11 protein-coding genes are annotated in these 12,830 nt (G+C 43.4%); 4 read left to right on the top strand and 7 right to left on the bottom strand.

The window, feature by feature from the left end:
- Nucleotides 1–32: 32 nt before the first annotated feature.
- The 3 genes from spoVAE to spoVAC are packed head-to-tail and all read right to left on the bottom strand — an operon-like array spanning nt 33 to nt 1,911.
- Nucleotides 33–389 carry a stage V sporulation protein AE gene (gene spoVAE, locus KAI37_RS17685; protein WP_013311204.1) on the bottom strand — a complete coding sequence of 119 codons (357 nt, stop codon included), beginning with the start codon at nt 387–389 and terminating at the stop codon, nt 33–35.
- Nucleotides 386–1,408, bottom strand: a complete 1,023-nt coding sequence (gene spoVAD / locus KAI37_RS17690; RefSeq protein ID WP_023989537.1) for a stage V sporulation protein AD — start codon at nt 1,406–1,408, stop codon at nt 386–388. Before spoVAD ends, spoVAE begins: the two co-directional genes overlap by 4 nt.
- Nucleotides 1,405–1,911: a stage V sporulation protein AC gene (gene spoVAC / locus KAI37_RS17695; RefSeq protein WP_023989538.1), complete on the bottom strand. Its 507-nt coding sequence runs from the start codon at nt 1,909–1,911 to the stop codon at nt 1,405–1,407. Before spoVAC ends, spoVAD begins: the two co-directional genes overlap by 4 nt.
- Before the next feature lie 185 nt (nt 1,912–2,096).
- Here spoVAC and KAI37_RS17700 point away from each other — a divergent pair, with 185 nt between their 5' ends.
- On the top strand, nt 2,097–3,176 hold the full coding sequence (locus KAI37_RS17700; protein ID WP_023989539.1) for a M42 family metallopeptidase: 1,080 nt from the start codon (nt 2,097–2,099) through the stop codon (nt 3,174–3,176).
- Nucleotides 3,177–3,274: 98 nt separating this feature from the next.
- On the opposite strand, the gene KAI37_RS17705 is transcribed toward KAI37_RS17700, so the two are convergent.
- The gene (locus tag KAI37_RS17705; RefSeq protein ID WP_013311208.1) at nt 3,275–3,991 is read right to left on the bottom strand and encodes a metal-dependent hydrolase; all 717 of its coding nucleotides are present in this window, start codon (nt 3,989–3,991) and stop codon (nt 3,275–3,277) included.
- A 587-nt stretch (nt 3,992–4,578) separates the two neighbouring features.
- On the opposite strand from KAI37_RS17705, the gene exlX reads away from it, so the two are divergent.
- Complete coding sequence (exlX, locus tag KAI37_RS17710) at nt 4,579–5,292, top strand: expansin ExlX (protein WP_071641895.1); 714 nt, start codon at nt 4,579–4,581, stop codon at nt 5,290–5,292.
- Nucleotides 5,293–5,517: 225 nt separating this feature from the next.
- Complete coding sequence (locus KAI37_RS17715; protein ID WP_071641897.1) at nt 5,518–7,779, top strand: helix-turn-helix domain-containing protein; 2,262 nt, start codon at nt 5,518–5,520, stop codon at nt 7,777–7,779.
- A 127-nt stretch (nt 7,780–7,906) separates the two neighbouring features.
- Here the strand turns inward: KAI37_RS17715 and KAI37_RS17720 are convergent, their stop codons facing one another.
- From KAI37_RS17720 to KAI37_RS17730, 3 genes are all read right to left on the bottom strand, one after another.
- Nucleotides 7,907–9,448, bottom strand: a complete 1,542-nt coding sequence (locus KAI37_RS17720) for an extracellular solute-binding protein (RefSeq protein WP_071641898.1) — start codon at nt 9,446–9,448, stop codon at nt 7,907–7,909.
- Between the two features lie 102 nt (nt 9,449–9,550).
- Entirely contained in the window at nt 9,551–10,444 is an 894-nt protein-coding gene (locus tag KAI37_RS17725) for a carbohydrate ABC transporter permease (protein WP_071641899.1), read from the bottom strand.
- 18 nt (nt 10,445–10,462) lie between these two features.
- The gene (locus tag KAI37_RS17730; protein ID WP_071641900.1) at nt 10,463–11,458 is read right to left on the bottom strand and encodes an ABC transporter permease; all 996 of its coding nucleotides are present in this window, start codon (nt 11,456–11,458) and stop codon (nt 10,463–10,465) included.
- 441 nt (nt 11,459–11,899) lie between these two features.
- Here KAI37_RS17730 and KAI37_RS17735 point away from each other — a divergent pair, with 441 nt between their 5' ends.
- The gene (locus tag KAI37_RS17735; RefSeq protein WP_158659115.1) at nt 11,900–12,163 is read left to right on the top strand and encodes a hypothetical protein; all 264 of its coding nucleotides are present in this window, start codon (nt 11,900–11,902) and stop codon (nt 12,161–12,163) included.
- Nucleotides 12,164–12,830: the final 667 nt, after the last annotated feature.

Below are 12,830 nucleotides of genomic sequence, written 5' to 3' on the forward strand. Positions count from 1 at the left end.
TTTTACTATGTCAAATCTAAAGTCCGCTGCTTTTATATACTTCCTTTTGGACGAACAAACAAGCATGCCAGAAAAGAGAAAATAATCGCAGAGGAAATTCCTGCACTTGTCAGACTAAAGATCCCTGTAATGACACCCAGCCATCCGTCCTTCTCCAACTCGGTTAATGCGCCGTGTACAAGTGAGTTACCAAAACTGGTAATTGGAATGGTCGCTCCCGCCCCTGCAAATTTAATAAGCGGATCGTATATCCCAACAGCATCAGCAATTGCACCTGCCACTACCAACGTACTCATCGTATGTGCCGGCGTCATTTTGAACACATCCATCATCAACTGGCCTACGACACAAATGGCACCACCCACTAAAAAAGCCCATAGAAATATCATACCGTTCCTCCCGCTTCAAAAGCTACAGCATGTGCAACACAAGGAATGCTTTCACCCTGCTGTGTAGTCAAAGGAGATAATAACGCTCCGGTCGCTACGACCAGTACCTTTTGCAGCTCTCCTTTTTCGATCCGCTTCAACAAATGCCCATAGGTTACAACAGCCGAGCAACCACAACCACTGCCTCCTGCAATGACTTTCTTTTGCTTATTAATATCGTAAATCAGTAAACCACAATCATTAAATTCCGTCTGATTCATATCGAATCCATCTTTTTTGAGCAGCTCCTTGGCAATCGGTAGCCCCACTGAGGCTAAATCGCCCGTTACAATGAGATCATAGTAACCAGGGTCACGGCCAGTATCTCGAAAATGAGACAACAGCGTATCCGCAGCCGCGGGAGCCATGGCTCCGCCCATATTAAAGGGGTCTTTAATGCCCATGTCCATTACACGTCCAATGGTAGCACAATCCACCACCGTCCCTGACTTGGCATGTCCTACAATTGCGGCTCCGGAACCGGTAACAGTATACTGAGCCGTAGGGGGCTTCTGTGATCCGTATTCATTAGGATAGCGGAATTGTTTTTCTACAGTACAGTTATGGCTCGTCGTACCTGCCATCACGTAGTCACCGGCCTCTGAGTCCACAATAAGTGCGGCTAAGGCTAAGCTTTCCATTGATGTTGAGCAGGCTCCAAAAACACCCAAATAGGGAATGGCCAGCTTGCTAGCCGAGAAAGAGCTACTGATAATCTGATTCATCAGATCACCACTAATAAAAAACTGTACTTCTTCTTTGTTCAAATTGGCATTAATTAGCGCCAGCTCTGTAGAATGCTCAATCAATCTACGTTCCGCTTTTTCCCAGGTTTTCTCGTTGATTTCTATATTGTCATAAATATAATCAAAATCTGTGGACAACGGCCCCTCTCCTTCATCCGGGCCCACAACAGTGGCACTTCCAATGATGCGCGGTCTTGATTCAAACTTCCAGGTTTGTCCTCCCTGTCTTCTCATAAGTGATTGCCTCCCACACCAAGGATGGCATATATAACGCCTACGATAAATGCGGCCACCACCCCGAATACGATAACTGAGCCTGCCAGCTTGAACATATTCGCGCCCACTCCGAGCACCAGTCCCTCAGAACGATATTCCAATGCAGCCGAACACATGGAGTTAGCAAAGCCTGTAATTGGCACAGCGGTTCCCGCGCCCGCCCATTGGGCAACCTTATCGTAAACCCCTATACAGGTTAATATGACCGCCAGCAAGATCATCATGGATGAGGTTGGCGGGGCGGCCTCCTTGGCTGATATGTGCATTCCTGCCATAAAAGCCTCTTGAATCGCCTGTCCAATCACACATATCCCGCCTCCAACCAGAAAAGCGCGCACACAATTGGCAAATACTTTTCTCGAGGGTTCATGCTTTTGTGAAATATTCTGATAGTCCTTCTCATTTATGGACAGCGGCGACGTATTGGTACGAAAACCGCGCTGCCCTGATTTAGCTGGCATCATTCACCACCCCTTGTCTGTAAGTTTTCGCGCTTGGCGGTTCGAATTGCTTGGGTCTTTTTCATTATGAGCTTTTTGGAGAAATGTTATGTCCGGAAAATGATATCGTGGACATTCCGTACAAATCCATTCATACTAAATACATGACGACCACTGGTTAATTAATAAGGAGTGAGGTATACAGCATGGAATCAAAAACATTGGAATTGTTTAAAACCTTAACGGAGTTTCCTTCCATTCCTGGGCATGAGCGTGAGTTGCGGGCATGGGTTAAGGAACGGATATCCGGCTATACCGATGAAATCGTTCAAGATCGATTGGGCAGTCTTTTTGGGGTGCTACGCGGTCAAGAGAGTGGACCACGTGTAATGGTGGCAGGCCATCTGGATGAAGTCGGTTTTATTGTGAATGGTATTACGGAAAATGGAATGATTCGTTTTCAGCCGGTTGGAGGCTGGTGGAGCCAAGCCATTATGTCACAACGTCTTCAAGTATTGACTCCAAAAGGCCCAGTTATCGGTGTAGTTGGCTCTGTCTCGCCTCATTTGCTGGATGAATCGCAACGCAGCAAACCTATGGACATCAAGCATATGTATCTGGATATCGGTGTAGACAGCAGACAAGAAGCGCAAGATCTGGGGATCGTACCAGGAACGGCCATTGCGCCGATCTGTGATTTCACTCCACTGGCAAACCCTAAAAAAATCATGGCTAAAGCGTGGGATAACCGCTACGGTGTAGGCTTGGCTATTGAACTACTTGAAGCGTTACATAAAGAAAAAGAAAAGCTTCCCAATACATTGTATGCGGGGGCTACTGTTCAAGAGGAAGTGGGACTGCGTGGTGCACGCACAGCGGCCAATCTGATTCAGCCGGATATATTCTTTGCACTGGATTGCAGTGCGGCCAACGATATGGGCGGCGACCCGAATGCTTACGGGCATCTCGGTAAAGGCGCACTGCTGCGGGTATTTGATCCGGGTATGATTACACATCGCGGGATTGTGGAATACGTGCAAGACATGGCGGAAACTCACAAAATCAAGTATCAATATTTCATCTCCACAGGGGGAACCGATGCAGGTCAAGTGCACTTGAGCGGAATTGGCGTGCCATCCACCGTCATAGGCATCTGCGGACGATACATCCATACTTCCTCGTCCATTATTCACACTGATGATTATGATGCAGCCAAAGAGCTGATTATCAAGCTGGTTCAAAATCTGGATCGTACAACGCTGAATACCATTATTGAACGAGCTTAAGGTGTAACAGAGAATCGCAATCTATAAAAAACAGTCAAGACACGTACAATGTGCATTGACTGTTTTTTTAATTTAATAGAAACAAAAGATAGAACATATCAAATCAAATGCTTATAACGAAGCAAAGCAATCACTACAAGTACAGTAGTTAAAGCAATGCAGACGTTTTCTACCTTAGCTCCCTTCCGGGTTCCAGTACTCATCAATTTAAATCGCAGCTTCCATTTAAACGGCGGCAAAGGTTTAATTCCATTATTCGTCAAGGAATCTGCCAGTAAATGCAGCAAGTACGCCATACCTCCAGCCAGCCATATGCTGTCACCGTGCAAACGTGTCGTACCATAAAGCAGCGCAGTCCATGCGACGGTCCCGTATACCGTATGTGTCAACCCCCGGTGTGGGACTAGCGTACAAATGATCAGCAGGCACCCGGCGATATAATTCCAAGGTGCATATGATTCTCCATACCAGGCTAGGCCGATACCAATTAAAAAGATAATAACCTTGCGCATGGATCGTGAAGGCATAAAAGAAGCACTGATCATCAGCAAAGCCAACACAAGATTCCATGGAGGTGGAGCCAAACGGGTGAAAAATACCCAACCAGCAGCCCCAATCATTAGAAGCTGTACGAGCCTAAGCATTTTGGTTGGTAGCGCTCGGCTCACGAGCATGGAGTTAGGCTCGTCAATATCCGGCAACAGTGAACCGACCACAGCAGCTGCCACGGCAGCCGGGGTCACTTCGTATCCACTTAGAGCTAATACCGACAGGGAGACCCCGGTTCCAATAATCAAATGGGCTCTTCCCATCATGGTGCAAAACATCCTTTCGTTGCAGCATACAACAGAGTTCAACATCACTCCATTTGAATCAGCATGATTCGATTGTATACGACAAACAAAAGGAGAACAATAGTTCGCTTATTCTATTTAAAAGACTTCATTCAAAAGTCCTAGTTTAATCGCTCCAAAGTATTTTTTTGGAACAAAGTAATAACTTCCTCTTGGGTCGGCTGAAAAGGATTGCCAGGGGCACACACATCTTTCATGGCATTGTCCGCTAACAGGCATCCGCTTCCCATCAAATTTACTGCGGTACATAAAAGACATTCGTCCCCATTATTAACCCCCTCCTCTGTCCTTACTCTCCAGTCAGCCCTGCCCTCTGTTATAAGGCAACATCTTCCTGACCTTATCGGCTGCCCTGCAAACTTTCTGCGAAAAAGAGCACTGTTCAACCATTTTCCAAAAAACAAGACATATGGCCTATGAGTATGTTGACAAACATCTTCAATATTTTCTTTTTGCCTCAAAGTCCTATTGTACAATTTGAAATATTAGGTAATATAGTGTTTGTATTTACTATATGAATCTATTAAATGAATAAGGAGGAAATGCTTATGCAAAAAAAATCGACGTTCCGAAAGTTCAAAACCATCGGTCTGACATCGTTGCTAAGTCTTATATTATTCGCCCTTCCCGCTTCAGCTGCTTGGAATGATACATACACGGGGTACGCCACATATACGGGATCAGGTTACTCTGGAGGGGCATTACTGCTTGATCCCATCCCTTCGGATGCCAAAATTACAGCGCTTAACCGCACACAACTGAATTATAACGGAATCAAAGCTGCATTAGCTGGAGCCTATTTGGAAGTTCAAGGTCCCAAAGGGAAAACAACCGTATATGTAACTGATCTTTACCCTGAAGGTCCAAGTGGCGCGCTCGATCTGTCCCCAAACGCGTTCAACCTGATTGGCAATCAAATAGACGGAAAAATCAATATTTCATGGAAAGTTGTCAAAGCTCCGGTTAACGGCAATGTCTCCTACCGCATTAAAGAAGGCAGCAGCCAATGGTGGGCAGCTATTCAAGTACGCAATCATAAATATCCGGTCTTGAAGATGGAAGTCCAACAAAACGGACAATGGCTCAATCTCGAAAAACAGGATTACAACCACTTTCTAGGTACTAACCTAGGAAAACAACCTCTGAAAATACGAATTACGGACATTCGCGGTGTCGTCCTGAACGATACAATCCCAGCTCTAGCGGAAAATGGTACAGGCGGAGCCTATATCGTTAAAGGTAACGTTCAATTTCCTGACTAATTGCAGTACCGTCATCTTTCCTTCTTTTATTTGAATAGACAAACCCGGCCGGGAACCGACGCAATCCAATGCGTATAAGTGTTCCTGGCCTTTTTACGAAAAAATCATTATTTTTCACAAAGAATCGGTTTGTTCACTGTCCTGTTCACAAGATCACACGTATAATGAATACATAAATAGGGTGTACTTTACAGCTACGTGCACACAGACAGGAGGCCTGTTCATATGAGCAATTTCAAAAAGCATCACAAGCTTCACAGCAAATTGCTGGTCAGCATTACGTTATGTATTACGCTAACATTGCTGGTATCCACCACTGTGTATTATTTTTACTATATTCGCGTGGAAAAGGAGCAGGCATTCGAGGCCAATCACAACAGCTTGACGTTGAGAAGCAGAGAGGTTATTAACATGACATCTATTGCTCAATCGTTGGCATTCCAAATGTATCGCAGCAGTACCCTGTCCAAGTTGTTGTATTATCCAAAACCTAATGTATATGATGTAACCGCTGCCATGACCGAATTGAACAATTATCTTAACTCCATGCCGTATATCGAATCCATCTACGTGTTTAACCCTAAAAGCGGCACCTTCTACATTGCGTCCTCACAAGGTCAAAACGGGTTATTCAGCAAACATGAACTAGCTGATACAGATATCATTCGCGTGCTGGATCATTATCAGGACTATAAACCCTTTACGCCTATTCCACGCACGTATCCGCTGCTGTCTGCCTCAGACTCCAGAGCTGAAGTAGAGCAAGCAAGCCCACATATCGCAGCCTATACGTATTTATGTTATGACGCAATTAACTCGAACGAAGCAATAAATTCGGCTGTGATTGTGAATGTGTCGGCGGCATGGATGAACAAGGAAATGGCGGCAAATCCAATCTCAGGCGGGACAGCTTATATTTTAGACGATCAGGGTAGACTGTTGTCTGGTACAACACTGACAGACGAAACTTTGAACGAAAAAGAACAGCTATGGCTGCACACGAGAGTCAAAAAACAAGAAACAGGCTATTTTGTAGAAGACTTTCATGGTAAAAGATCACTCATTTCCTACACCTCTCCGGATGGACTAGGTTGGCAGTATATTAGTGTCACACCATATGAAAGCGTTATCAAAATGGCGAGTGTTATTCGTAATGCGATGTTACTGATAGCCGCCATCATTGCATTGGCAGGATTCGTGGCTTCTTGGCTGCTGTCCAAAATGCTGTATACGCCTATTGGCCAAATTGTTGTGCATATGAATTCACTGGAATCGGAGAAACGAAACAGTATGTACACGATCCGCCAAAACATTTTAAGAAATGTGATCCGGGGAATCCGAAATCTTCCTGCCGGTGAAGAACCGGAACGATTGCGCGAGCTTGGAATTACGTTCCAGTTTGACAAAGACTACCGCCTTGTGCTGCTACGCATAGATGAATATACCCGATGGCAAAGCGAACGTGGACCTGATCTGCTACCCTATAAGTTTGCAATCATGAACATTGCTTCTGAAATATGCGGACAGACGTACCAGGTGGAGACCGTTGATATGGATGAGGACAGTGTACTGCTGATGCTTAACATTCTCGATCCCGCAGAGCATACAGACACTGTACTGCTAGAAACCTTATTACGCCAAATACGTGAAGCTTGCTTTGAATATTTGAAGCTGAGCGTTTCACTGACTTACAGTGCCATCACAAGTCAACCAGAACGGCTGCATCTGCTGTATCGCCAAGTACAAGACGCATCTATGCACCGATTTTTTCAGGGGCACAGATGCATTATTAATGCGCAAAACACTACAGACGGGGATATCCAAAATACTTACGTATATCCAGCCGATAAAGAGAAAAAAATGTTAGATATGCTACTGTCTGGTCATACAAAGGATGCACACAGTATGTTCAAAGAATTATTGATGCATATGGAAAAATATCCTTTTTCCTCTGTTCAAGTGGCGATATCCCGGCTCATCATGAGTGTAAATAATGCTGTTCGGCATATCAGTGAGCTCAATGGATTTGCTATAGAATCTAAACCTGAATTACCATCCGCTGATCGGTTAGAGACCGCTGAGAATCTTATTGATCATTATCAATTGGTCTTTGATCATATTCGCTCCAGTCTTTCGGAAAAACGAAACACGAAGCAGGAACGACTGGTACGGCAAATTAATGAACGAATGGAGCAAGCCTATACGGATCCCAATTTTTGTCTCAATCAGATTGCGGAAGAGCTGGATATGTCGCCGATCTATATCAGTAGGCTATATAAGCAACAGACCATGTCAACTATCGTGGACGTTATCCAGCAACTCCGTATTCGCAAGGCCTGTGAGCTGCTGGAACAGACCGACTGGTCCGTAGCTGACATAGCAGAACAAACCGGATTTGCGAGTAGCTCTTATTTCCATCGTATGTTTAAACGTAGCTTGGGCGTAACACCGACAGATTTTCGCCGTTCTAAAGCAAATGCGCAATAAGTAAACTGCTCTACACGTCTGCTCCGAGAACGGAACATTGCTCTCAAAAAAATAGACTGACATTAAAAAAAGCAAGCCTCCAACTTTCTGGAAACTTGCTTTTTTCTTTATCACAATTCTTTATGTTTTATTTAATTCCCTTCTCCTTTACATAGGCTTCCCATTGTTTTGTATATTCGGTTTGAATTTTTTCCAAACCAGCTTGGTTTGCCTTTTGCAAGAAGGTCTGCAAGCCTTGATCTACATTGTCGATCAGTCCAGCTTGGAGCGGATACAGATATTGCTTCTCAACCTGTTCTAGAGCTGCTTTTTCTGCTTGGTAGGTTGTGTAGTCCTCTGCAAAGCCAGTAAATATATCGGGCTTCTGAATTTTATCCAGCTCGGCAAAAATCTTCTTCACACGGTCAAATCCTGAATCAAAAAGCATGTATTTCGGGTTACGCCAAGCCCAGCTATTCATACCTTCACGTGAAAATCCATTAGTGCTACCGCTGCCTATCATTTGGTAGTAACCATCTTTGACTTCGTAGTTTTTGCCTTCAATGCCGTATTGAGTGAGCAGGTTATAGCGTTTGTCCGTCACCAGCTTTTCATAAAAGGCCAATGCACGCGCAGGATTCGGACTGCTTTTTGGAATCGCAAAGCCGTTATGAATCGGATGCACTGGAGTTGCATAGCCTGTCGTCAGAGGGAATGGATAGTAATCCAGCTTCCAGTCTGGATGAGATGCTTTGAGCTTAATGACCATATCATTAAACCGGGTTGGATTGTCACCGAAAATACTCGCTGCTTTACCAGACGTCACTTGATCCTGAAGTGTATCTTTTACATTCAATACGTTTTTAGGAATGAATCCCTTATCTGCCCATCGTTTGTAAGTGTTCAACTCTTCCTTTTGTTCATCCGAGCCCCAATATTTATATACCTCTGATGGTTTTTCGTATTTAATACCGATACCGTAAGGCAGTGCGCCCACGCTTTTTGTTACTAATTCAGTATATCGGTCATGCAGATTTCCCTTGATATCGCTGTTTAGAGATACGGTTTTCATATTGGGCTCATGCTGACGTATCCCATCCATATAAGCTTCGTAGCTCTTCATATCTGTCGGTTTAGGCAAATTGTACTTCTCACGTAAATCCTCACGCCATACAAAACCGTTTGTGACATATTCTTTATACGTGCCAGGCACAGTATAAATTTTGCCTCCGATTTTAACTCCATCCCACATGTCTTGGGGCACAAATTTTTGCAAGGTAGGTGCGGCCTTAGGCAGCAAATCGTCTAGTGGCAGGAATGCGCCCTTCTTCGCATAAGCTTGATACTGCGTCCAGTCAGCAGTGAAAATCAGGTCAATAGGTTGACCAGAAGACAGCAACAGTTTATATTTCTGATCCCAATCTGTCCATGTCGTATAGTTGAATTTGACGGTAGTATTCAGATCCTTTTCCGCTAATTTATTAATCTCCGCCTCGATGCTAGGTAGATCCTTAGGAGCATCACCCAGCATATAAAATTGAAGCTGTACCTTCTGGGATTTATCATCCTCTCCATTTGCCTTTTGAGCGCTGTTCCCGCTGCCGCCTCCACATCCAGCTAATAGTGCCATAATGACCATTACTGCAATCAGGATGGACATGCGTTGTTTTCTTTTCTTTGTAAATGTCATGTGAATCCTCCCTTTGAAATGGTAGTCTAATTAAAACGCTTACAATGTTTCTTATTTAGATGGCATAACGTCAGCACGTCATGCCATCCCTTGAGTGTCACTTTAGCCTTTTACCGCACCAATGGTCAAGCCTTTAACAAAATATCGCTGTACGAACGGATACAGAAATAAGATAGGCCCAGTAACCACGATAGCCATTGCCATTTTGGTCGACTCTGTCGGCATATCGCTAGATAGGGTTACGCCAGTACCTGCACCCATTTGAGCGATAAATTGCATAGAGTTAATTACATTATACAGATAATATTGCAACTGGTATTTATGCGGATCATTGATAAAGAGTGAGGATGAGAACCAGTCATTCCAGTAAGCCAAGGCCAGAAAGAGACCTACAGTGGCAATACCCGGCGTAGATAAAGGCAGTACAATCCGATAATAAATTTTGAAATCACCCGCACCGTCTATTTTAGCCGACTCGAATAGCTCTTCTGGCATGGAGGAACGAATGAAATTTTTCATTAAAATAATTAGAAACGGGGTCATCAATCCCGGAAAAATAAGCACTGTATACGTATCAAGTAATCCTAAATACTTCGTCATCATAATGTACCAAGGTACCAACCCGCCTCCAAACAGCGTCGTGAAGTAAATATAGAATGAAAACGCATTACGGTATTTAAAATCTCTACGTGCCAGCACATATCCTGCCATCGTCATTAGAAATAACCCCAACGAAGTACCTACAACCGTGGTGAAAATCGTCACTCCGTACGCCCTTAATACCTCTTTAGGAAAGGTGAACACCGTCCGGTAACCTTCCAGTGAGAATTGCTGAGGTATAAAGTGATATCCATCCTTGATAATCGATTCATTACTGGTCAGTGAAGCCGAAATAATAAGTAGGAACGGGAGTAAACAAGCGATGGAAGCAATAATGATAATCACATAAGAAATAATTTTAAAAATATGAGTGTATAAATCCTCTTTGATCGCCATCCGTTTGGGTCCTCCTTTCTAGAATAAGGCATACTCGTCGTTCAACTTGCGGATGATGTAGTTCACGGTCATGATTAATAAAAAGCCGAACATTGATTGATATACACCTGCCGCTGAAGCCATACCCACATCAAAAGTCACTTTCAAGGAACGGTACACATAAGTGTCCAAAATATCAGTCGTGTTGTACAGCACCCCATTGTTGCCGATTAACTGATAGAAAAGATCAAATTGACCTTTCATAATACTACCAAGCGCAAATAACAGCAGCACAACGAATGTCGATTTAAGCATAGGAACGGTAATGTACCAGATTCGTTGAAAAATGTTGGCCCCATCCATTTTAGCTGCCTCATAATATTCATCACTGATACCCGTTATCGCAGCCAGATAGATCACCATACTATAGCCGAGATTCTTCCATAAATAGAACAGAATAATCAGGAAAATCCATACCCATGGTTTGTTATATACATCCACACGTTCACCACCAAATTGCAGCAACAGCGTGTTCAGAAAACCATTATCATAATTAAATATGTTATACACGATGACACTTAGAATAACAAAAGAAACAAAATAAGGAAGGAACATCACGGATTGAGCAATCTTTTTAAAATAACGCCCTCGCAGCTCATTCAGGAAAATAGCGAGAACAATCGCTAATACGTTACCGAGTAAAATAAACGCTGCATTGTATCCGACCGTATTCAATGTCAATTTAGTCAGCGTGCCGGATTGCCATAGAAAACGAAAATTTTGGAGTCCGACGAACTTAGCATCAAACAGGCTGGTATTAAAGTCGAACTGGGTAAATGCATAATAAATACCTACCATAGGAATGTAAGAATTAATGAAGAAAAAAATTAAAGTGGGCAATAACATCAGAAATAATACCCGATTGCGGAATAGTTCATAGAAAAAACCGTGTTTCCTTCCTTTCCCCAACCTCATACCGTTCAGGCGGGAATCCGTTGTAAGCATTGCAGAATTTTTGGGCATAGGCTGATTCAATGTGGGTCACTCCCCCTCTATATATGTTACCGACAGCGAGGTTTGTAGCACCGCCGCCGTATAACTATATTTTATGTAAGCGCATTCAAAATGAAAAGTGAAGCCTCTCATGCTTCATGAACAAAGGAGTGTCCTGAAGAGTGAACAATTCGGATATTTGTGAAGTTTTATGTAATACCGAACCGGACAGCGAGATGAATTCGAAAATACACTTGGCGAAATCAAAGAAAGTGATTGGAAGAAAGTCAGTCTTAATGATCTAAACGGGAGTGCGAGCGTTGCCCTTTTTTCAGGAGCTGTCCCACAGCTCAACACAGAAACCAATTTTTATCAAGAGAAAATCAACTGATCATAACGAATCAAGAGTAGCTTATCCGTTCAGCCTTAAATCGACTTCAGGAAGCACCGACCCCTCCTGTCATTCCTGTTGATCCAGGTATTATGATTATTGATGAAACCCATGATTTTATAGAAAACTTTTTATCTCGAATGGAAGATGCTATTTCTATCAGAGATCTGAAAGCCATTGGTAACAAAGAACGTTTTCCAGGAAAGTTGGCAAAAAGATTCAAATCTAATGTGAGTGATTTAGGAAGATATCCCCATATAGCAGCTGAAACTTGTGAATCACTCCAAGGTCGCTACCCCTTAGACCCATACGTTCGAAAAGCTTCAACAAATCGAAAGGGATCTTTGGCACCTTAACCACAAATAGCGACTTCACTAGCTTTTTGAATCAGTGGTGCCTCCCCCGACAATTAGTAGAACTAAAAATGATGCCGCAATAATCGTTCCAGTACGACAAACAAGCATTAGTTTATATTCCGGAATCCATTCATGATCCACGTAATCAAGGTATCGATGGATTGAAAACCAGTGAAGCATTATCAAAAATTATTAAACCTTACCGATGGTAGAACATTACTGCTCTCTACATCAAACAGCATATGCAGGGCGCAGCAGAACCTCTAAAGGATATTTGTGATTCGATTGGTGTAATCACTGCTGAGGTAAGATGAAGGCGGCGTAGAGCAGCTGACAAAGCAGTTTAAAGAATACGAGCGTAGTGTACTTCTGGGCAGTGGGAGTTTTTTTCAGGTTTCTCAGTTGCCAGTACTTCCCTTGTATCCGTCATTTTTTCTCGTCTGCCCTTCCCCGTTCCAGATGATCCTTATTTAAAGCTCATTGGTGAAGGTCTCGAGGACGTTTTCAAAAAGCAGGCGTTGTTCTCATATGATGACGAAACTGTCTCAGGGTGCAGGTAGGCTTATTCGGATATCAGTGACTACGGACTAATAACTACCCTAGATCCAAGGGTCTTTAACTGTGATTATAGTGAGACCATTCAGCGTGACTTTAAGAAGAAGGGCTA

It is taken from the genome of Paenibacillus sp. S25 (genome assembly GCF_019454085.1).
Taxonomy (GTDB): domain Bacteria; phylum Bacillota; class Bacilli; order Paenibacillales; family Paenibacillaceae; genus Paenibacillus; species Paenibacillus polymyxa_B.